The sequence below is a fragment of the Xanthomonas sp. JL1 genome, from assembly GCF_038405005.1.
Genome location: NZ_JBBYGR010000060.1, coordinates 29,733 through 50,249, shown reverse-complemented (window position 1 = coordinate 50,249; position 20,517 = coordinate 29,733). Strand labels below are relative to the sequence as shown.

Here is a 20,517-nt window from a genome sequence, read left to right as displayed (position 1 = left end):
AATCCCGGCGTTGAGATCATCCACCGGGGCACGTTCAAACGCCTGACAGATGAGCAGCGCCGCTGGCTGAAGCGACGCCAGGCGGTGGAGCCGGCCATCGGACACTTGAAGCACGACAACGGCATGGATCGGTGCTGGTTGCAAGGAGCGAACGGCGATGCGCTGCACGCAGTGCTGTGCGCGGCGGGGGACAACATCCGCTGGTTGCTGCGGGCCATGGTGCGTCTGGGACTGAAGGGTCTTTTTGCGCCTATGGTTGCGAGACTCATCATGCTGGCCACAGTGCTCGCAATGTCATTGCGAGCGAGGAACACACGCCCACATCGGTTGGCTTGGTGTGTTTGGTGAATTTTGCAGGGGCGACTACTCAAAATCGGGGGGACGTTGGGGCACAGCCGATCTCGGTGCAGTGACGCCAGGCTGCATCGCTCTCCGGGAGATGCTGGGACCTGGGTGACTTCTATATGAGGAGATGAATGCGGAGGCGCAGGATGAAAGGGATAGGCTTGCTTCCGCTGAATTTATGTTACTTTATAACAATAATTCGCCTCGCGGCTTGTCTACCGTGTCCCGCCATCCCTGTTCTCTTGTGTGCTGTCTGGAATCGCACCGCAGCCTGTGCTGCCGTTTGCTGTGGTGGGTCGATGACTGGGATTGCGAGGGGAGGGCGCGATGAAGCGCCGGGACCTATTACAAGGCGGAGCCGCTGCGCTGATGCTGTCGCCGGCCTTGGCTGCCGCGCAAGGGCTTCCAGTCTTGCGGGAATGCAGCGTGCAGCAGCAGGGCGGGTTGCTGCGTCTTCGGTTGGAGCTGCTTGGTGCGCAGGTTGCCTATCGCAGTTTCAGGCTGGCCGATCCTGAGCGGTTGGTCATCGATCTCTCTGGCGTGTCGTCGCAGGCGCCGCGCATCGACCCGATCCCCGCAGGCGCTGCGGTGACCCGCATACGCAGCGCTGCGCATCTCGATGGGCTGCGGGTCGTGTTCGATCTGCAGCAGCCCTGTTCGGTCAACCTGCGCTGGGAGGACAGTGCGCTGGTGCTGGAGCTTGCCCCCCTCTCCGGCGGCGTGGCGCTGGCCGCGAGCGATGCTGCTCCAACGCCAGCGACAGCCCCAGCTCCAGCCCCAGCAGAGCCGCCCCGCTCGCGCCTGCAGCCCTATGTGGTCGCCATCGACGCCGGCCATGGCGGTAAGGATCCGGGTGCGGTCAGTGCCGATGCGCGTTACGAAAAACATGTGGTCATGGCGGTGGCCGGGCGGCTACATCAGCGCTTGGCGGCCGATGCGCGTTACCGGCCCACCATGATCCGCAGCGATGACCGCTTCGTGCCGCTGCACGAGCGTGTGTTGATCGCGCATCGCCACAGCGCGGATCTGTTCGTTTCCATCCACGCCGATGCCGCACCAACGCGCGAAGCGCGCGGCGCCTCGGTGTTTGCGCTGTCGCAGACTGGCGCCAGCTCCGCACTTGCCCGCTGGATCGCCGATAGCGAAAACGCTGCCGACGACATGGGCGACACCGCACGCCGGCTGCGGGTGCCGAGCAACCCGGTGCTGTCGCAGGTATTGGCGGACCTATCGCTGAGCGGCACCATCGCCAGCAGCCTGGCCTTCGGTACGTTGATGCTGGAGCGCCTGCAGCAGGTGACGCACCTGCATCAAAACCAGGTGGGGCAGGCAGGTTTTGCGGTACTGAAGTCGCCGGATATCCCATCGTTGCTGGTGGAGACCGGCTTTATGAGCAATCGCGACGATTGCCAGCGTTTGTGTGGCGATACGCATCAGGACGAACTTGCACAGACGCTGCATGCGGGAATCGACGACTACTTCGCTGCGTTTCCTGGTCGCGTTTGAGCCGCGATCGTCACCCTTACCCTCCGACGAGTACCCGATGTCCGCCACGCTTCCCGATGTTGCTGTGACCGAAGCATTCACGCTGAGCGCGCCCTTGCGGTGGGTCGGCATGCAGGACATCGCGATTCCCGTGCATCTGGACGCCGCCAGTGGCAGTGGCCTTGCAGCCCGTGCCAGCGTGCAGGTCGATCTGCCGCGGGCCGAGCTCAAAGGCATCCACATGTCGCGGCTGTATCGTCTGCTGGACCTGCACCTGCAGCGGCCATTGTCGCCGGCCATGCTCCCGCAGCTGCTGCAGGCGCTGATCGAAAGCCATGCAGATTGCGCAAGCCGCGCTGCACGGCTGACGCTCAGCTTCGCACTGATGCTGCGCATGCCGGCACTACGCAGCGAAGGGCTGAGCGGCTGGCGTGCCTACCCGGTGCGCATTGCCGCGCAGTGCAGGGCAGGGCGCACCACAATCCAGCTACAGGTCGAGGTGTTGTACGCGTCCACCTGCCCCTGTTCGGCGGCGTTGTCGCGGCAGTTGCTGAGCGATGCGTTCGTGCAGCAGCACGCCTGGTGCGATGCGCTGCCGCTGCAAGACGTTGCGCAGTGGCTGCAGGATCACGGTTCCTACGCCACCCCGCATAGCCAGCGTAGCGTGGCGCAGGTGTGCGTCGATCTGCCCGCGGATACGCAGGGCTTCGCAATCCAGGAACTGATCGGTCTGTGCGAGCAGGCGTTGGCAACGCCGGTGCAGGCCGCGGTGCGACGGCCCGACGAACAGGCATTTGCGCGCTTGAACGGCGCAAACCTGATGTATGTCGAAGACGCGGCGCGCCGCCTGCGCAAGCAGCTGGCTGAGCACTATGCGACGTTTCATGTGGCGGTACGCCATCTGGAAAGCCTGCATGCGCATGACGCCGTTGCCGAAACCGGAAGCGACGACGAGACATTCTTCCCAGCCGCTCTGTGAGCAGACGCCATGTACTGCAAATTGCCAAAGCGTCCAGTGCGAATGGCGCACAAGCCAGGCAAGTCGCCTGTCGCACCGAAGAATGGCAAGTATGGCTGGCGTGGCGCGTTGCTGTTGTACCAGTCTGTGTTCTTTGTGCTGATCTGACTGATCTGAGCGGCGTCATTGTGATCGATACGTCGTCCAGTCCGCACCGCGCGATGCGCCTGACGATGCATGCGCGTTGGCTGCGGTGCGTGGATGGTGGTTGCCGCATGGCATCCTGACAAGGGCTGCCGCATGGCGCGCGTCCGATGCAATCCGACCATCGATGCAGGCCGGCAACCAACCTCGACCACTTCGTCAGTCCAGGCGGTCCTGGCCAGGCCAGGCCGCGGAGACCGTTGCGGCACGTCGCACCGCAGTGCAGCCCAGCACACGTGCGAAGTGCCCGCGCTACAACGCAAAAGCCCCGCGATGCGGGGCTCTGGCGTTTCTGCAGCGAGACGCGAGGTGGTGCTCCCTAGGGGGCTCGAACCCCTGTTTTAGCCTTGAGAGGGCCACGTCCTAACCATTAGACGAAGGGAGCTTTTGTCACGTGTTGTGCGCAGCGTTATTATAGTGAGGTAATAGCCGTTGGGCAATCCTGCAACACAAGACGGAAGCGCCATCATCGAAGCCTCAGTGACATCTGCGTTCACGCTGCGCGTCATTCCACGCGACCAGCACACCATCTCGCGCAAGGACATCAGCCCCAACGCGCTGCGCGTGCTTTATCGCCTGCGCGAATCGGGCTTTGGTGCCTACCTGGTCGGTGGTGCGGTCCGCGATCTGCTGGTCGGTCACCACCCCAAGGATTTCGATGTCGCCACCAGCGCCACGCCGGAAGAGGTCAAGGCGCTATTCCGCAACTGCCGCCTGATTGGCCGACGTTTTCGTCTGGCGCACGTGGTGTTCGGTCGCGAAATCATCGAAGTGGCCACCTTCCGCGCCAATAGCGACGATGGCAGCGGCGACCGCGAACTCGATAACGGCCGGCTGGTGCGCGACAACGTTTACGGCACCATCGAAGAAGACGCGATCCGCCGCGACTTCACCTGCAACGCCCTTTACTACGCCATCGAAGATTTCTCGGTGCGCGATTACTGCGGCGGCTTCGAAGATGTGCAGGCGCGCCTGATGAAGTTGATTGGCGACCCGGAGCTGCGTTACCAGGAAGACCCGGTGCGCATGCTGCGCGCGGTGCGCCTGGCGTCCAAGTTGAACTTCGAGATCGAAGCCGGCACCGCCGAACCGATCCCGCGCCTGGCCGGGCTGTTATCCGAGGCCGCACCTGCGCGTCTGTTTGAAGAAATCCTCAAACTGTTCCTGTCCGGACATGGCGTGGCCAGCTTCGAAGGCTTGGAGCGTTATGGCCTGTTCGGCGCGTTGTTTCCCGAAAGCGCGGCAGCATTGAAATCCAACCGCAGCGGCGCGTTGCGCGCCATGGTGCTGGAAGGCCTGCGCAACACCGATGCCCGCGTGGCCAACGACGAGCCGGTGTCGCCGGCATTCCTGTTTGCGTTGCTGCTGTGGCCGGCGTTCTGCCGCACCTTGATGGGGCTGCAGGCGCAAGGCGTGCAACCGGAAGATGCGCAGCGCCGCGCAGCCGATCGCGTCACCTTGCACCAGCTGGAGCGCGTGGCGTTACCGCGTCGCTTCTCGCTGCCGATGCAGGAAATTTGGTTGATGCAGACGCGCTTCTCGTCGCGTCAGCGCAAGCGGGTGTTGCGCACCTTGTCGCATCCGCGCTTCCGCGCGGCGTTCGATTTCCTGGTGCTGCGCCAGTGCGCTTCGCCCGATCACGCCGGCGATGTGGAGTTCTGGAGTGAGGCGCAGAAGTCGCCCGGCCAGGAGCTGGTGGAGGCGATCGAATCGGCGCAGGCAGACCAGGAAGGCGAGGAGGGCGCACCGCGCAAGCGTCGCCGCCGCCGGCGCCGCACCGGCGCGCCCGCAGGCGACTAGGGCATGCAGACCGCCTTTGTCGGCCTGGGTGCCAACCTGGGCCCGGCCGAGGCCAGCGTGCGCGCGGCCATCGCCGCGCTGGGCGCTGTGCCGCAGACCACGCTGATCGCAGCGTCGTGTCTGTACCGTACGCCGGCCTGGGGCCGCGCAGACCAGCCGGATTTCATCAATGCCGTGGCGCAGCTGCGCACCGGCCTCGCGCCGCTGCCGCTGCTGGAAGCCTTGCTCGGCATCGAACAGGCGTTCGGCCGCGAGCGTCGCGCCGGCGAGCGCTGGGGCCCGCGCACGCTGGATCTGGACCTGCTGTTGTACGCCGAACAGGTGATCGATCTGCCGCAGTTGCAGGTTCCGCATCCGCATCTGCACGCGCGTGCCTTCGCACTGCTGCCGCTGTCCGAGCTGGCGCCGCAGGCGATCATTCCGGGCCATGGAACAGTGCGGCACGCCCTGCAAGCCATCGATACCTGCGGGCTGGAGCCGATTGGGTAGATAATGACCGGCTTATCACCCCACGTAATGACTTCATGAGCAGCCACGCCGACAGCAATCCCTGGACCGTGCCCGCCTTGGCGCAGGCCAAGCGCGCGGGTCGAAAACTGGTCATGTTGACCGCGTACGACGCCAGCTTCGCGCGCACCTTCGACGTCAATGGCGTGGACCTGATCCTGGTTGGCGACTCGCTCGGCATGGTGATGCAGGGGCATGATTCCACCTTGGCGGTGACCACCGCCGACATGGTCTACCACACCGCCGCGGTGGCCCGCGCGCTCGATCGCGCATTGCTGGTGGCCGACCTGTCGTTCCAGGCCGACGCCACGCCCGAACGTGCATTGGATGCCGCCACCCAACTGCTGCAGGCCGGTGCGGAGATGGTCAAGATCGAGGGCGCCGGGCATAAGCTCGAGGTCATCCGTTACCTGGTCGAGCGCGAGATTCCGGTCTGCTCGCACCTGGGGCTGACCCCGCAATCGGTGCTGCGCTTCGGCGGCTACAAGGTGCAGGGCCGCGGCGAAGCCGGCGAGCAGTTGCGCCGCGATGCGCAGGCGGTGGTCGACGCCGGTGCCAGCCTGGTGGTACTGGAATGCGTGCCGACGCCGATCGCCACGCAAATCAGCGCAGAACTCAGCGTGCCCACCATCGGCATCGGTGCCGGCCCCGGTTGCGACGGCCAGGTGCTGGTGATGCACGACATGCTGGGCCTGGACAGCGGTCATCGTCGGCCCAAGTTCGTCAAGGATTTCCTGGCCGAAGGCGGCTCGGTGGCTGGTGCGGTGCGTGCCTACGCGCAGGCCGTGCGCGATGGCAGCTTTCCCGATGCAGAGCACGCGTACGCCGCATGATCCAGACACTCACCGATCTTTCCGCCCTGCGCGCTCTGGTCAACGGCTGGAAGCGCGAGGGCCTGCGCGTGGCGCTGGTGCCCACCATGGGCAACCTGCACGTCGGGCATTACTCGCTGGTGATGCTGGCGCGCCAGTACGCCGACCGTGTGGTGTCCAGCGTGTTCGTCAACCCGACCCAGTTCGGCCCGAATGAAGATTTTGCGTGCTACCCGCGTACGCCCGAGGCCGACCTGCGCGGCCTGGAAGATGCCGGCTGCGATGCGCTGTGGCTGCCGGACGTGGACACGATGTACCCACTCGGCACCGCGCTGGCCACGCCCATCCACGCGCCCGGCGTCAGCGATGTGCTTGAGGGCGAATGCCGGCCGGGGCATTTCGATGGCGTATGCACCGTGGTGGCGCGGTTGTTCAATCAGGTGCAGCCGGACGTGGCCGCCTTCGGCAAGAAGGATTACCAGCAATTGGCTGTGATCCGGCAGATGGTGGCCGACCTGGCGTTTCCGATCGAGATCCTGGGCGGCAGCATCGTGCGCGAGGCCGATGGCCTGGCGATGAGCTCGCGCAATCAGTATCTGTCGGCCGAAGAGCGCCCGATCTCGGCCAATATCCACAAGGTGCTGCTGCAGATGCGCGACAGCTATGCCGTCGGCACGCCGCGCGCGCAGGTGGAAGACGCGGCCAGCCACGCGCTGGAGCAGGCTGGTTTCCGGGTCGATTACGCAGTGGTGCGGCTGCCCGACCTCAGCGAGCCGGGCGACGGCCACACCGGTGCGCACGTGGCCTTGATCGCGGCCCGCCTGGGCAGCACGCGCTTGATCGACAACCTGGAATTCTGAGCAGGCCGGCGCTGCGTACGTGGCGTCTGACCTCCGCCAGTAGCGCGAGTCAACCGATGCAGGCCGGTCTTCCCGCGGCGTAGGCCTGAAGCCCTCACCACCGACCGCAGCGCAAACCGGTTGGGGGCGGGCGCTTTCCGCTAAAATGCCGGCTTTCCTTTTGTCGTTGCCCGCGTCCATGCATCTGTCCCTGCTGAAAGCCAAGATCCACCGCGCCACCGTCACCCACGCCGAGCTCAACTACGAAGGCTCGATCGCCATCGACGGCCTGCTGCTGGAAGCGACCGGCATCCGCGAATTCGAACAGGTCCATATCTGGGACGTCACCAACGGTGCGCGTTTCAGCACCTATGCCATCCGCGCCGAAGACGGCAGCGGCATCATGTCGCTCAACGGCGGCGCAGCGCGTCACGTGCAGGTGGGCGATCTGATCATCGTGGCGGCGTTCGCCAGCATGAGCGAAGACGAAGCCAAGACCTTTAAGCCCAATCTGGTATATGTGAACGCGCGCAACGCGATCTCCCACACCAACCACAGCATCCCCACGCAGGCCGCATGACACAGACCAACGGATTCGACGCGCTTCACGCCCACGCCCAGCGCCTGCGCGGCGCTGCCATCCCCGCATTGCTTGCCGCAGAGCCGGAACGGCCGACGCAATACGCCTGGCAAGTCGGTCCGTTGTATTTCAACTTCGCGCGGCAGAAGTACGACCGCGCCGCGCTCGATGCCTTGTTCGCCATCGCCCGCGAGCGCGATCTGGCCGGCGCGTTCCAGCGGTTGTTCCGTGGCGAGCAGGTCAATGTGACCGAACAGCGCGCGGCCTTGCACACCGCGTTACGTGGCGACTTGACCGACGCGCCCGTGGCCTCGGAGGCCTACGCCACTGCTGCAGAAGTGCGGCAGCGGATGGGCGCGCTGATCCAGCAGCTCGAAGCCACCGACGTCACCGATATCGTCAGTGTCGGCATCGGTGGCTCGGACCTGGGCCCGCGTCTGGTTGCCGACGCGTTGCGTCCGGTGTCCGGTGCCCGCTTGCGCGTGCATTTTGTCTCCAATGTGGATGGCGCAGCAATGCAGCGCACGCTGGCCACGCTGGACCCGGCACGCACCGCCGGCATCCTGATTTCCAAGACCTTCGGCACCCAGGAAACCCTGCTCAACGGCAGCATCCTGCATGCCTGGCTCGGTGGCAGCGAGCGGCTGTACGCAGTCAGTGCCAACCCCGAGCGCGCCGCCAAGGCCTTCGATATCGCACCCGGCCGCGTGCTGCCGATGTGGGATTGGGTGGGTGGGCGCTACTCGCTGTGGTCGGCAGTGGGCTTCCCGATTGCATTGGCCATTGGTTTCGAACGTTTCGAACAACTGCTGGAAGGCGCCGCGCAGTTCGACGCGCATGCGCTCAACACGCCGCTGGAAGAAAACGTCGCGGTGTTGCACGGCCTGACCGCAGTGTGGAACCGCAACCTGCTCGGTAGCGCCACGCACGCGGTGATGACTTACGACCAGCGCCTGGCACTGCTACCGGCGTATCTGCAGCAGCTGGTGATGGAGAGCCTGGGCAAGCGCGTCAAGCTCGACGGCTCGGCGGTGGACAGCGACACCGTGTCGGTGTGGTGGGGCGGCGCGGGCACCGATGTGCAGCACAGCTTCTTCCAGGCGCTGCATCAGGGCACCAGCGTGGTGCCGGCCGATTTCATCGGCACCGTGCACAACGACGACCCGTATGCGGAAAACCATGTCGCGCTGATGGCCAATGTGCTGGCGCAGACCGAGGCGCTGGCCAATGGCCAGGACAGCAGCGACCCGCACCGCAGCTACCCGGGCGGCCGTCCGAGCACGGTGATCCTGCTCGATGCGCTCACCCCGCAGGCGCTGGGCGCGCTGATCTCGATGTACGAGCACAGCGTGTACGTGCAATCGGTGATGTGGGGCATCAATGCGTTCGACCAGTTCGGCGTGGAGCTGGGCAAGCAGCTGGCCAGCCAGTTGTTGCCGGCGCTGAAGGGCGAATCGGCCGATGTGGCCGACCCGGTGACGCGCGAATTGCTGAGCAAACTGCGCGGCTAAGCATTTTGCGCATCGCGCAGACAGAGAACGGGGCCTGCGGGCCCCGTTTTTTGTTTTGGACGACATGACCGACTGCGCTGAGGCCAGAATAGACAAATTTCCTAAATTGGGAATTTGAGAGTAGGCTGATCGCCATCACTCCGCGCCGGACTGCCGCCATGTCGCGCCTCCAGGATTTGCCCGAGCTTGAAAAATCCCCCGCCGCCGACATCAAGGTGAAGGGCTGGCCCAGCCTGATGCGCAAGGTGCGCTCGCATGGGGCGGTGGTCATCACCAACCACAATCATCCCGAAGCGGTCGTCGTGGACGCCGAGGAATATCGGCGCCTGGTCAATCAGGCGAGTGCGGCGGCGGCGGCTCCGTCGCGCGCGCAATCGCTGCAGGCATTGCAGGCGAAGTTCGACGCGCAGCTTGCGGCGGCGACCGAGGGTGCAGGTCTGGCCAAGGCGATCGCCACGCCGGCACGCCGCGGCCGCAAGATCACCCTGGGTCCGTCGCTGTAACCGATGGGCAATCTCCTGGTGCTGGCCGGCGTCAATGGCGCCGGCAAAAGTTCGCTATTGGGCCGTTTTCTGCAAGAGGACGGCGCCACCTGGTTCAACCCCGATGCGTTCACCAAGGAACTGGTGGAGCAGGGCTGGGCGCTTGCGGAAGCGAACGCGCAGGCCTGGGAAGAAGGTGTACGGCGGCTGCGCCATGCCATGGCCAACGGCAGCGATTTCGCATTCGAAACCACGCTGGGTGCGAGCACCATTCCACGCCTGCTGCGCGAGGCGTGCGCGCAGCACACGGTGGCGGTCTGGTTCTGCGGGTTGGCGACAGTGGATCTGCACATCCAGCGTGTGGCCGCGCGGGTTGCTGCCGGTGGTCATGCCATCCCTGAGCACAAGATCCGCGAGCGTTACGATGCCTCGCGGGCCAACCTGATTGCGTTGCTGCCATATCTGGCCGTGCTGCATGTCTACGACAACAGCGCTCCGGCCGATGCGGCGGGCCAGGTGGCACCCGTGCTGGTACTGGAACTGGACCGCAGCGGTCTGCATTACCCGCAAACGCCGGAAGAATTGGCGCAGGTGCCCGATTGGGCCAAGCCCATCGTGATGGCGGCGCTGGACTTGCGGCAGTCTTGACCGCGCGCTCAGGCACCTGCGCTCTGATCGGCGTCTCACCGACGCGGCCAGGCATCGACCTCACCCGCAGGAGCGTATCCAGGCGCAACAGGCCATATCGGCAACGCTCCTCGCGCCCGGGTGCGCTGCTACCGGCCCAGGTGCGCTCCTACCGGTATGCGACAGCAGCGGGAATGCACCGCTGCACGTGTCAGCTGCAGCGTCACGCAGCGCCGCAACTGGAAACATCAGCGCTTATGCCTTGCCCAACTGCACCGCCACCGGATCGCCGGTGAGATAACCCACGGCACCACCGAAGCGGTCCTTGTAGTTGGCGCGGACCAGCGGGTCCAGCGTGGCTTTGACGGTGTCGTGCAACGGGCTTTCCCAGTCGCCAGGATGCTGGAAGTTGCTCATCACATAGGTCCAGCCGTGGATTTCGTCGACCGCGTGCAAACCGGTCGATTCGGCGCCTGCCGGCACCGACAGCACGCGCGTCAGCGTGCCGTTGTCCACGTTGTAGGCCCACAGGAAATTGTTGACGTGCAGGCTACTGTCTTCGCCGATGAACAAGGTGCGCAACGACTCGGAGAACTTGAGGTTGTCCGGGTTGGCGATCCGTTCCGGGTCGGCCAGATTGCCCAGCGCATCGGCCTTGGCCAGGTTGTGGCCGGTGAGGGCCGCCGGGGCGGCCATATCGATCGGCACCCAGTCGCTGTGGATTGGCGCGCCGTGACTGTCGCGTTGGCCGCCGCGCAGATTCAAGGCATAGACCGCGCCGGCTTCCGGGCCCTGTACTTTTACATCGCCCGAGCCGTTGAGCATGCTGGTGACAATGTAGGACATCGCCATATAGGCGACCTTGTCGTGCGCGTTGACGGTGGTGCCTTCGAGCTTGGTGAAGCCCAGGCTGCCGCCGGCCAGCGCGGCATAGCGATGGGTTTCCAGATAGGTGGCGGCCTTTTCCATGCCGGGTTTGATGCGGATCCAGTTGAAGGTGCCGTTGAACGGAATCTTGGTAAAAGCGGCGTCGCCCGGATCGCTCAGGTGCACATCGAGGATGTCGGCGGCAGTAAGGCGGTCGGCCATGGCCTGGATCTCGGCACTGGTGGCGTGGCCGAGCTTGATCCAGCTCAACGTGGCCGCACCCGGGCCGATGCCGGAGGTCTGGTGCCACTTGCCGACATACAATGTGCCGGCAGAGAGGTCCGCCTTACGGTCGGCGATGAACATGAAAAGTCCGCCATTGGTGGCGTCGTCGCCCATCAACACGGTGCGTTGGTCGGGCATCACCTGCACCAGTTCGTGCGAGATGCGGCCCAGGCAATAGTGCTTGCGCACGCTGCCGGTGCCGTCCGGGTGCACGGTGATTTCCGGCAGATGCCCGTAGTGGTAGGGGTTGGCTTTTTCCGGGTCGCCGTACAAATGCGTGCTGTAGCTGCGGAACTGGGTATTGCCAGCCAGCGCGGTGGCGTCGGGCTCGTACTCTTCGCTGGACAGGTGGGTATTCCACGGCGACAGGCTGGCGCCGCAGGTGGTCCACAGCCCATGCACTGGCGCAGTGTCGACGTTGTGGTACTTCACCAGCGAGAGCTTGCCGGTGGCCGGGTCCTGATCCAGCGTCAACACCGCGATCGGCGCGGGCAGGTGGCGATTGACGTCGTTGCCGGCCTGGTCGCGGGTGGTGTATTCGAACTGCACTACCGCGAATACGTGGTTGCCCTTGACGCCCGGCACCTTGGCATGGGGCAGGGTCAGCAGCGAGGAGCCGTCCGGGCAATCGGAAAAGAACGCACGTTCGGCACCGGGTTTGGAGCGGTCGATGATCGGGCGATGCTGGATGTCGTAGTACCCACCCGCCAGCACGGTGCCGCCGTTGCCGTCGGGCACCTGGTCGCCGGTGACGAAGAACGGGTGGTAGGCCAGTGCATAGCGCTGCGTGCTGCCGTCGCTGCGCGTTACGCTGAGTGCCGAGCCGACCGTGGTGGTGGCCATCGCCGCCGGGTTGGCCAGGCTGGGCGCCGGCATGCCGTGGAAGGTGGCCGACACCAGGCGGGTCGGATTGTCCGATGGTCGCAACGGGCGCGCGGCCCACGCGGCACCGCCAAGTTGTTGCAGAGCAGCTGCGCTGGCGTTGCCAAGCGGCAACAGGGGGATGGCCGCCAGAAATTGCATCAGGCGACGACGGGAGGGGTCGGGGGAGGCAGACATCGAAACTCCAGGCAAAAGCAACGATCGACAATGGCAGTGGCGCATCGCCAGGCAGTTTACGCTAGGCCGCCGGTATGACAGTTGTTTGACGGCGAGCTCACCCGTTGGCCGGTGTTCGAACACGTCTGCGCACGCGCGCGTTGCCAGACGCCATTGCGTGCCGATGCTGCGCACTGACCGAATCGGCAGGTGGTGCGATGCAACAAAGTGCGCTTGCTTCCAACACCAGCCACGATGGCGGATTGGGGCGTTTTGCCTGGTTTCACAGGTGCTGCCGGTATTCCAACGCTATAGCCGCGGCCAATAAGTTGCCAGCGATTCGGCATACGGTCGGCGGTTGTTGACAGGGTAGGGGAATCACGCAAGCGTACGCCGCCTGATGGCCTGCGGCGCAACGCATCGCCGTGGGAGAACCACCCTGGAGAACCTGATCTTGGACAAGCTGCTCCGTCGTGCCGCCGCGCCCGTCGCGCGTCGCGCCCTCTGCCTGGCAACCGCTGCAGCGGTGCTGATGTTGGCCGCCTGCCAAGGCAAGGACACCGCTGGCGAGGCGAACAAGACCGCCCCGGCTGCTGCACCTGCCGCGTCGTCGACCACCATCCATCCGGACCAATGGCCGTCGCCGAAGTGGCCGTTCCCGCAGGACGCAGCGCTGGAGCAGCGCATCACCGATGTGATGGCCAAGATGAGCGTGGAAGAGAAGGTCGCCCAGACCATACAGGGCGATATCGCCAGCATGACCCCGGACGACGTGCGCAAATATCGCATCGGCTCGGTGCTGGCCGGCGGCAACTCCGATCCGGGTGGCAAGTACAACGCCAGCCCGGCCGACTGGTTGAAGCTGGCCGACGCGTTCTATGAGGCGTCGATGGACACCTCCAAGGGCGGCAACGCGATTCCGATCATCTTCGGCATCGATGCGGTGCACGGCCAGAGCAACATCGTCGGCGCCACGCTGTTTCCGCACAACATCGGCCTGGGTGCCACGCGCAATCCCGATCTGATCAAGAAGATTGGCGAAATCACCGCTGCCGAAACCCGCGTCACCGGCATGGAGTGGACCTTCGCGCCGACCGTGGCGGTGCCGCAGGACGACCGCTGGGGCCGCACCTACGAAGGCTATTCCGAGTCGCCGGACGTGGTGGCCAGCTTCGCCGGCAAGATGGTCGAAGGCGTCCAGGGCACACCGGGCACGCCGCAGTTCCTGGACGGCAGCCACGTGATTTCCTCGGTGAAGCATTTCGTCGGCGACGGCGGCACCACCGATGGCAAGGACCAGGGCGACACCAAGGTGTCCGAAGCCACCATGCGCGACATCCATGCGGCCGGTTATCCGCCGGCGATCGCTGCCGGCGCGCAGAGCGTAATGGCCTCGTTCAACAGCTTCAACGGCGAAAAGATGCACGGCAACAAGGTCATGCTGACCGACGTGCTCAAGGGCCGCATGAACTTCGGCGGCTTCGTGGTCGGCGACTGGAACGGCCACGGCCAGGTCAAGGGCTGCACCAACCAGAACTGCCCGGCCTCGTTCATTGCCGGCGTCGACATGGCGATGGCCGCCGACAGCTGGAAGGGCATCTACGAAACCGAACTGGCGGCGGTGAAGTCCGGGCAGATCTCGGCCGAGCGCCTGGACGATGCGGTGCGCCGCATCCTGCGCGTCAAGCTGCGTCTGGGCCTGTTCGAAGCCGGCAAGCCGTCCAAGCGCCCGCTCGGTGGCAAGTACGAATTGCTGGGTGCACCGGAACACCGTGCGATCGCCCGCCAGGCAGTGCGTGAGTCGTTGGTGCTGCTGAAGAACCAGGCCGGCATCCTGCCGCTGGATCCGACCAAGCGCGTGCTGGTGCTGGGCGACGGTGCCAACGACATGGGCAAGCAGTCCGGCGGCTGGACGCTGAACTGGCAGGGCACCGGCACCAAGCGCAGCGACTACCCCAACGGCACCACCATCTGGGAAGGCCTGGACAAGCAGATCACGGCGGCCGGCGGCAGCGCCGAGCTGGCTGTGGATGGCGCCTACAAGACCAGGCCGGACGTGGCCGTGGTGGTGTTCGGCGAAAACCCGTACGCCGAATTCCAGGGCGACATCGCCACCTTGCTGTACAAGCCAGGCGACGAGAGCGAGCTGGCCTTGATCAAGAAGCTCAAGGCAGAAGGCATCCCGGTGGTGGCGGTATTCCTGAGCGGGCGTCCGCTGTGGATGAACCAGTACATCAATGCCTCCGACGCATTCGTGGCGGCCTGGTTGCCGGGTTCCGAAGGCGAGGGCATCGCCGATGTGCTGTTGCGCAAGGCCGATGGCACGGTGCAGCACGACTTCAAGGGCAAGCTGAGCTTTTCCTGGCCAAAGACCGCGGTGCAGTTCGCCAACAACGTCGGCCAGAAGGACTACGACCCGCAGTTCAAGTTCGGCTTCGGCCTGACTTACGCCGACAAGGGCGACTTGGCGGCACTGCCGGAAGCGTCGGGCGTGTCAGGCGAGCAGTCGGTGAGCGGGCTGTACTTCGTGCGCGGCAAGCCGGCACTGGGGATTGCGATGCAGATGTCCGGTGTTGCCCAGAAGCATGTGCCGGCGACCACGCTGCCGGTGGGCCTGTCCGACGACAGCCTGAAGATAACCGCAGTCGACCACAAGGTGCAGGAAGATGCGCGCCGTCTGGTGTGGTCCGGCAGTTCGGTTGCCAGCGTGCTGCTGGTGTCTGGCAAGCCGGTGGACGTTTCGCGTGAGAGCAACGGCGATGTGCAGTTGCAGCTGACCCTGCGCCGCGACAGCGCAGTGACCGCACCGGTGTGGCTGGGCGTGGGCTGCGGCGAGAAGTGTGGTGGCCGCGTCGATGTGCAGAAGACCCTGGCTGCGCTGCCGCAAGGCCAGTGGAAAGTGGTCGGCGTGCCGCTCAAGTGCTTCGCTGTGGCAGGCGCCGACGTGACCAAGCTGAGCGAGGTTGCCAGCATTGAAAGCGCTGCCGCGCTGACTCTGTCGATATCCAAGGTGGCGCTGGGCGCGCTCAACGAAGCCGAAGTCGGCGTCGACTGCCCGGTCAAATAAGCAGCATTCCCGCAGGCGTGCGTGCGCGCCTGCGGGAGATCGGATGAAACAGGCGCGTCGCCACTGCTGGCGGCGCGGTATAGCGGCCACCCTGATCGGTGGTGTCATCAGCCGCCGCGGGACGCGCGCGTCGATCGGCCGGGATGGCCTGCAGCTGCGGTTCGCCGCGCTGCCGTGGCGCACGCGATGCGTTGCGGCAGCATTCTGCAGGTTCGTCAAGCGCTCGACGCGCACCCCCAGAGCCAGACAGGAGAGTGCAGTGGGTTTGGCGACGTTGGATATCGTGATTGTGCTGGTCTACCTGACCGGCATCTTCGTGCTCGCGCAATGGGTGTCGCGCGAGAAGGCAGGCCACAGCAAGAGTGCCGAGGATTATTTCCTGGCCAGCAAGTCGTTGCCGTGGTGGGCGATCGGCGCATCGCTGATTGCCGCGAACATCTCGGCCGAACAGATCATCGGCATGGCCGGTTCCGGCTATGCGATCGGTCTGGCGATTGCGTCCTACGAATGGATGGCGGCGCTGACGCTGCTGATCGTCGGCAAATTCTTCCTGCCGATCTTCCTGCGCAACGGCATCTACACCATGCCGCAGTTTTTGGAGCAGCGTTACGGCAAGTGGATCCGTACGCTGATGGCGGTGTTCTGGCTGCTGCTGTACGTGTTCGTCAACCTCACCTCGATCCTGTGGCTGGGGTCGATCGCGGTCAGCCAGGTCACCGGCATGGACCAGACCCTGGCGCTGGCGTTGATCGGCGTGTTTGCGCTGGTCTACCAGCTATACGGCGGGCTGAAGGCGGTGGCGCTGACCGACATCGTGCAGGTCACGCTGTTGGTCTTGGGCGGGCTGCTGGTGGCCGCGCTGACCCTGGCGCGCATCGGCGATGGCGCTGGCGTGCTGGAAGGCTTCCAACACCTGTGGAATGCGCACCCCGAGCACTTCCACATGATCCTGACCAAAGACAACCCGTTCTACAAGGATCTGCCGGGCCTGAGCGTGCTGCTGGGCGGGCTGTGGGTGATGAACATCAGTTATTGGGGTTTCAACCAGTACATCATCCAGCGTGCGCTGGCGGCCAAGAACATCGGCGAGGCGCAGAAGGGCATGGTGTTTGCGGCATTCCTGAAGCTGCTGATGCCGTTGGTGATCGTGGTGCCGGGCATTGCCGCGGTGGTGCTGGCGCCGGATCTGGCCAAGCCCGATCAGGCGTACCCGACCATGATGCAGCTATTGCCGACCGGCATGCTGGGGCTGGTGTTCGCTGCGTTGGTGGCGGCGATCGTGGCCTCGCTGGCGTCCAAGATCAATTCGGTGGCGACCATCTTCACCCTGGATTTCTACGCCAAGTTCCGCCCGCAGACCGAACAGAAGCAACTTGTGCGCGTGGGCCGTATCGTTGCCGCCGTCTCGGTGCTGATCGGCATCCTTACCGCACGGCCGTTGCTTGGCAACTTCGATCAGGGCTTCCAGTTCATCCAGGAATTCACCGGCTTCTTTACCCCCGGCGTGGTGGTGATCTTCATGCTGGGTCTGTTCTGGAAGCGCGCCAACGAAGCCGGCGCGCTGACCGCGGCGATCGGCTCGGTGGTGTTGTCGTTCGTGCTCAAGTTCGCGTGGCCGGAACTGCCGTTCATGGACCGCATTGGCGTGGTGTTCGTCGCTGCGCTGATGCTGGCTGTGCTGGTGTCGCTGCTGACGCCGGCAACGCAGGCACGCGATCTGATTCGCACCAACGAAGTCGCCTACGGCACCACGCTGAGCTTCAAGATCGGCGCGGCCGGCGTCATCGCGATTCTGATCGTGCTGTACACGGTGTTCTGGTAAGCGCTACATCGGCAGGTTGATGTCTTCAGACGCAACACTGCGCGACACTTGGGTGCCGCGCAGCTCCGCGTTGCGTCTGGGGCCTGCGTTTCTGGTGTTGCTTAGTGCGGTTACCAAGACGTCGCGAGCAGTCGTCAGGTGGGCGTGGACGGCGCGCAGGAACCGGAGTGCACACTGGTACATGCCGATTCCGAGCACGGGGCGCGCACGCCTGGCGATTGCGCAGTCGTTTTGCTGGCTGCGCTTAGACGCGTGCCGCCGCCAGGCTGGCGGCAAGCTGATTGACCGGTGCGGCATGTTGCTCGTGCCACGGCGTTTCCAACCAGGTTTCCAGTGCGGCGGCCGGCATCGGTTTGGCGATCCAATACCCCTGGCCTTCGTTGCAGCCCCAGGCGCGCAAGTGCGCATACGCCTCCGCCGATTCGATGCCTTCGGCGACCACGCGCTGGCCCAGGCTATGGCTAAGCTGGATCATCGCCGGTACCAGGGTGCGGTCGGTGCGGTTGTCCGGCAACGAGCGGATGAAGGATTGATCGATCTTCAACGCGCTGGCCGGCAGTTGCTTGAGATAGCTGAAATTGCTGTAGCCAGTGCCGAAGTCGTCGATGGCGATATGTACGCCCAGCGCTGCGATGGCGGCCAGTTGTTCGGCCAGGTGTTCGGGGTGGCGGATCATTGCGCTTTCGGTGAATTCGATTTCCAGCCGGCGTGGGTCCAGCTTGTAGCGATCCAGGCCACGCTGCAGCAGGTCGGCAAAGCCGGGGCGATCCAGATCGGCAGCCGACACGTTCAAGGCCAGATTGAAGTCCAGGCCTTGCTGCTGCCAGCGCGCGGCCTGCGCGATGCCGTTGTCGATGACCCAGGCGGTGATGCGGTTGATCAGCGCGGTTTTCTCGGCCATCGGAATGAAATCCGACGGCACCACCGGGCCGATCAGCGGGTGCTGCCAGCGCAGCAATGCCTCCACGCCCACGCAGCGGTGGTCGTGCAGATCCACGCGCGGTTGATAGTGCAGACGCAGCTGGTTGTTGCTGTCCAGCGCGGCGGGCAGGGCAGCGAGCAGGCGGAAGGTATTGCGCTGGGCAACATCGTGCTTGCGCTCATACATGCTCCACGGCATGCAGCGCTCGCGCGCGATATCCACCGAGGTGGTCAGCGAGCGGATGGTGTCAGTGGCGCCGTAGCTGGACTGCAGCGAGACCGCGCCGATCGAAGCCACTGCGGTATGCGGGATGCCTTGATGTTCCAATGGCTCGGTGAACGCCTTGGAGACCTTCGTGCACAGCGTGGCCAGGCGCTGGCCTTCGGCCTGCGCCAGGAAGCCGAAGGTGGTGGGGTCCAACCGATACAGGATGGTGCCGCCGGGCAGATAGGCAGTCAGCCGGCGCTGTGCCGTGGAGACATAGCCATCTGCGTATTCCCAGCCCAGCGCCTTGACCATGTCGCGCAAGTAATCGCTGCCGCACACATCGATCGCCACCGCCGTGGTGGCTGGTGCGGTATCGCGCTGCGACAGCCAGGTATCCAGGTCTTCGCTGAAACGCGAGCGGTTGGGTAGCCCGGTCGGACCGTCGCGGTAGGTGTTGCTGCGCAGGTTTTCCACGCGCAACACGGCCAGGTCGCGCAGGCCTTCCAGCTGGGTAATCGCCCCTGCATCCAGTCCTTCGCGCGGGCTGGTGCCGATGGCGCACAAGGTGCCGATACTGTGGCCATCGCGTAGCTTCAGCGGTGCGCCGACATAGAAGCGAATGAATGGCGGCCCCAGCACCAGCGGGTTGTCGCACAAGCGCGGATCCAGCCGCGCATCCAGTACCACCATCACTTCGTCCGAGCGGATCGCGTGCGTGCAGAACGCCTGGCTGCGTGGCGTCTCCCGCTCTTCCAGGCCAATGCGTGTCTTGAACCACTGGCGGTGTTCGTCCACCAGCGATACCAGCGCAATTTCCGTCCCCATGCTGCGCGCTGCCATGGCGGCCACGGTGTCGAACACCGGGTCTGGCGGCGAATCCAGCAGGCAAAGGCCGCGCAGCACTGCGAGCCGGGTGGACTCGTCCAGCGCTGGTGGAAGAAGAGATTCAACGGAGGCGGGCAATGAAGTCATATGCTCGTATCGGCCTGAAGCCTAATCCCTTGATTGGCGGTGATGGACTCCGTTCAGTTTCGGCCGGGCAGGCCTTGGGCTGATTGGTGCTGATGAGCGCTGCGCCAGAAGTACGCCGCAATCGCTCCATGGCGCCATCCGGCTAACGCAACAGCGCGACGCTGCCTTCCCGAGCAATCGTTATCTGCTTACTCATAAGTCAGTAAATTAGGGGGCGGCTTCAACTCTGGATCGCAACACCAACGGTTGTGACGTGGTCCAGGCGACCTGACCTGAGAGACTTCACTACCAAATGGAGTTGCCCATGTCATCCAGCCGCCTGGACCTGTCAGAACGATACCGCCTACATGCGTTATATGAAACCGGGATGTCGATGCGCGCCATCGCCGATGTATTGGCGCGTGCGCCCAGCACGATCAGTCGTGAGCTGCGCCGCAATCAGCACGCTGCGCGGTACCAGCCCGATCACGCGCAGCGCATCAGCGCCCATCGGCGCACACAGGCCAGCCGGCGTCCACGCATTCGCGCCGAGCGTATCGGCCAGATCGAGGTTCTGCTGAGGGAGGACGTCAGTCCCGAACAGATCGCCGGTCGCACCGGCTTGGCCAGTCACGCATGGATCTATCGGCACATCGACGCCGATCAGAAGCGCGGTGGTCAGTTGTTCATGCATCTACGCAAACGCCGCCGCAAGCGCCGTCGACGTGGCGTGCGCGATGGCCGCGGGCAGCTGCAACGGGCGACGCATGGGCGGAGTGCCTTGATGGGCGACGCGTCATCCTCACCCTTGGTGGCGACCGGCCACGCGTGTCGAAGGTCACTGCATCGCACGGTACGTGACTGGATCGCGCTGAGGCTACGCGCTACCTGCAAGCCGCAGCCAACACTCCGTTACGTGTGCGCTGCTTGCGGATCATCGTGCTCAGAGGCGGAGCAGCGTGTTGCTCGCCGGCTTTGGGCGCGTCGTCGTCAAACCAGGGGATGTGCTCGCCGATTTGCCTCCGGACAGCGCTTGCGACAGCAAGCGATCTATCAGGCACCCGCCCAAACGCAAAAAAACCCCGCCGAAGCGAGGTTTTTTACGATCTACCGTGAGTCGTGGTGCCCAGGAGAGGACTCGAACCTCCACGAAGTTGCCCCCGCTAGCACCTGAAGCTAGTGCGTCTACCAATTCCGCCACCTGGGCG

Annotated in this window: 15 protein-coding genes, 2 tRNA genes, 1 other RNA gene and 1 pseudogene; 14 read left to right on the top strand and 5 right to left on the bottom strand. The window is 64.7% G+C overall.

The annotated features are described in order from the left end of the window. The 3 genes from WJW29_RS14380 to folE2 form a co-directional block, all read left to right on the top strand. Nucleotides 1-348: transposase (locus tag WJW29_RS14380; RefSeq protein WP_341900019.1), on the top strand; the 348-nt coding region annotated here is incomplete at its 5' end. A gap of 324 nt (nucleotides 349-672) precedes the next feature. Next, on the top strand, nucleotides 673-1,851 hold the full coding sequence (locus tag WJW29_RS14375) for an N-acetylmuramoyl-L-alanine amidase (protein WP_011408569.1): 1,179 nt from the start codon (nucleotides 673-675) through the stop codon (nucleotides 1,849-1,851). Between the two features lie 37 nt (nucleotides 1,852-1,888). Continuing rightward, nucleotides 1,889-2,809, top strand: a complete 921-nt coding sequence (folE2, locus tag WJW29_RS14370; protein WP_011408568.1) for a GTP cyclohydrolase FolE2 — start codon at nucleotides 1,889-1,891, stop codon at nucleotides 2,807-2,809. A gap of 493 nt (nucleotides 2,810-3,302) precedes the next feature. Here folE2 and WJW29_RS14365 read toward each other — a convergent pair. After that, nucleotides 3,303-3,377: transfer RNA gene (locus WJW29_RS14365), tRNA-Glu, on the bottom strand. A 47-nt stretch (nucleotides 3,378-3,424) separates the two neighbouring features. Here WJW29_RS14365 and pcnB point away from each other — a divergent pair. The 8 genes from pcnB (at nucleotide 3,425) to WJW29_RS14325 (ending at nucleotide 10,171) form a co-directional block, all read left to right on the top strand. Continuing rightward, nucleotides 3,425-4,792: a polynucleotide adenylyltransferase PcnB gene (gene pcnB / locus WJW29_RS14360; RefSeq protein ID WP_011259034.1), complete on the top strand. Its 1,368-nt coding sequence runs from the start codon at nucleotides 3,425-3,427 to the stop codon at nucleotides 4,790-4,792. A 3-nt stretch (nucleotides 4,793-4,795) separates the two neighbouring features. Then, nucleotides 4,796-5,281: a 2-amino-4-hydroxy-6-hydroxymethyldihydropteridine diphosphokinase gene (gene folK / locus WJW29_RS14355; protein ID WP_011259033.1), complete on the top strand. Its 486-nt coding sequence runs from the start codon at nucleotides 4,796-4,798 to the stop codon at nucleotides 5,279-5,281. Nucleotides 5,282-5,316: 35 nt separating this feature from the next. Further along, entirely contained in the window at nucleotides 5,317-6,132 is an 816-nt protein-coding gene (gene panB, locus WJW29_RS14350; protein WP_011259032.1) for a 3-methyl-2-oxobutanoate hydroxymethyltransferase, read from the top strand. After that, entirely contained in the window at nucleotides 6,129-6,971 is an 843-nt protein-coding gene (panC, locus tag WJW29_RS14345) for a pantoate--beta-alanine ligase (RefSeq protein WP_011259031.1), read from the top strand. The genes panB and panC overlap by 4 nt, the downstream gene beginning before the upstream one ends. Nucleotides 6,972-7,149: 178 nt before the next feature. Then, the gene (panD, locus tag WJW29_RS14340) at nucleotides 7,150-7,530 is read left to right on the top strand and encodes an aspartate 1-decarboxylase (RefSeq protein ID WP_011259030.1); all 381 of its coding nucleotides are present in this window, start codon (nucleotides 7,150-7,152) and stop codon (nucleotides 7,528-7,530) included. Next, a complete protein-coding gene (gene pgi / locus WJW29_RS14335; RefSeq protein ID WP_011259029.1) occupies nucleotides 7,527-9,041 on the top strand; it encodes a glucose-6-phosphate isomerase in 1,515 nt (504 codons plus the stop codon). Before panD ends, pgi begins: the two co-directional genes overlap by 4 nt. Before the next feature lie 158 nt (nucleotides 9,042-9,199). Continuing rightward, complete coding sequence (locus WJW29_RS14330) at nucleotides 9,200-9,544, top strand: type II toxin-antitoxin system prevent-host-death family antitoxin (RefSeq protein ID WP_011259028.1); 345 nt, start codon at nucleotides 9,200-9,202, stop codon at nucleotides 9,542-9,544. Between the two features lie 3 nt (nucleotides 9,545-9,547). Further along, entirely contained in the window at nucleotides 9,548-10,171 is a 624-nt protein-coding gene (locus WJW29_RS14325; protein ID WP_011408564.1) for an AAA family ATPase, read from the top strand. 234 nt (nucleotides 10,172-10,405) lie between these two features. Here the strand turns inward: WJW29_RS14325 and WJW29_RS14320 are convergent, their stop codons facing one another. Next, complete coding sequence (locus WJW29_RS14320) at nucleotides 10,406-12,361, bottom strand: alkaline phosphatase PhoX (RefSeq protein WP_011408563.1); 1,956 nt, start codon at nucleotides 12,359-12,361, stop codon at nucleotides 10,406-10,408. Nucleotides 12,362-12,794: 433 nt separating this feature from the next. On the opposite strand from WJW29_RS14320, the gene WJW29_RS14315 reads away from it, so the two are divergent. Both WJW29_RS14315 and WJW29_RS14310 read left to right on the top strand, forming a co-directional pair. Next, entirely contained in the window at nucleotides 12,795-15,407 is a 2,613-nt protein-coding gene (locus WJW29_RS14315; protein ID WP_011259025.1) for an exo 1,3/1,4-beta-D-glucan glucohydrolase, read from the top strand. Nucleotides 15,408-15,666: 259 nt separating this feature from the next. Next, a complete protein-coding gene (locus WJW29_RS14310; RefSeq protein ID WP_011408561.1) occupies nucleotides 15,667-17,229 on the top strand; it encodes a sodium/sugar symporter in 1,563 nt (520 codons plus the stop codon). A 108-nt stretch (nucleotides 17,230-17,337) separates the two neighbouring features. Here WJW29_RS14310 and WJW29_RS14305 read toward each other — a convergent pair. Together WJW29_RS14305 and WJW29_RS14300 are read right to left on the bottom strand one after the other, a co-directional pair. Further along, nucleotides 17,338-17,412: non-coding RNA, sX9 sRNA (locus WJW29_RS14305), on the bottom strand. A 61-nt stretch (nucleotides 17,413-17,473) separates the two neighbouring features. Further along, the gene (locus WJW29_RS14300) at nucleotides 17,474-19,330 is read right to left on the bottom strand and encodes an EAL domain-containing protein (protein ID WP_011259023.1); all 1,857 of its coding nucleotides are present in this window, start codon (nucleotides 19,328-19,330) and stop codon (nucleotides 17,474-17,476) included. 304 nt (nucleotides 19,331-19,634) lie between these two features. Here WJW29_RS14300 and WJW29_RS14295 point away from each other — a divergent pair. Further along, nucleotides 19,635-20,087: pseudogene (locus tag WJW29_RS14295) on the top strand (IS30 family transposase); the annotation flags it as partial. 342 nt (nucleotides 20,088-20,429) lie between these two features. On the opposite strand, the gene WJW29_RS14290 reads toward WJW29_RS14295, so the two are convergent. Further along, nucleotides 20,430-20,516: transfer RNA gene (locus WJW29_RS14290), tRNA-Leu, on the bottom strand. Nucleotide 20,517: the final 1 nt, after the last annotated feature.

Bases quoted from the DNA above. Each gene is read 5' to 3' on its own strand.
- WJW29_RS14375 (WP_011408569.1), top strand. From the start codon at position 673: ATGAAGCGCCGGGACCTATTACAAGGCGGAGCCGCTGCGCTGATGCTG.
- folE2 (WP_011408568.1), top strand. From the start codon at position 1,889: ATGTCCGCCACGCTTCCCGATGTTGCTGTGACCGAAGCATTCACGCTG.
- folK (WP_011259033.1), top strand. From the start codon at position 4,796: ATGCAGACCGCCTTTGTCGGCCTGGGTGCCAACCTGGGCCCGGCCGAG.
- panB (WP_011259032.1), top strand. From the start codon at position 5,317: ATGAGCAGCCACGCCGACAGCAATCCCTGGACCGTGCCCGCCTTGGCG.
- panC (WP_011259031.1), top strand. From the start codon at position 6,129: ATGATCCAGACACTCACCGATCTTTCCGCCCTGCGCGCTCTGGTCAAC.
- panD (WP_011259030.1), top strand. From the start codon at position 7,150: ATGCATCTGTCCCTGCTGAAAGCCAAGATCCACCGCGCCACCGTCACC.
- pgi (WP_011259029.1), top strand. From the start codon at position 7,527: ATGACACAGACCAACGGATTCGACGCGCTTCACGCCCACGCCCAGCGC.
- WJW29_RS14330 (WP_011259028.1), top strand. From the start codon at position 9,200: ATGTCGCGCCTCCAGGATTTGCCCGAGCTTGAAAAATCCCCCGCCGCC.
- WJW29_RS14325 (WP_011408564.1), top strand. From the start codon at position 9,548: ATGGGCAATCTCCTGGTGCTGGCCGGCGTCAATGGCGCCGGCAAAAGT.
- WJW29_RS14320 (WP_011408563.1), bottom strand. From the start codon at position 12,361: ATGTCTGCCTCCCCCGACCCCTCCCGTCGTCGCCTGATGCAATTTCTG.
- WJW29_RS14300 (WP_011259023.1), bottom strand. From the start codon at position 19,330: ATGACTTCATTGCCCGCCTCCGTTGAATCTCTTCTTCCACCAGCGCTG.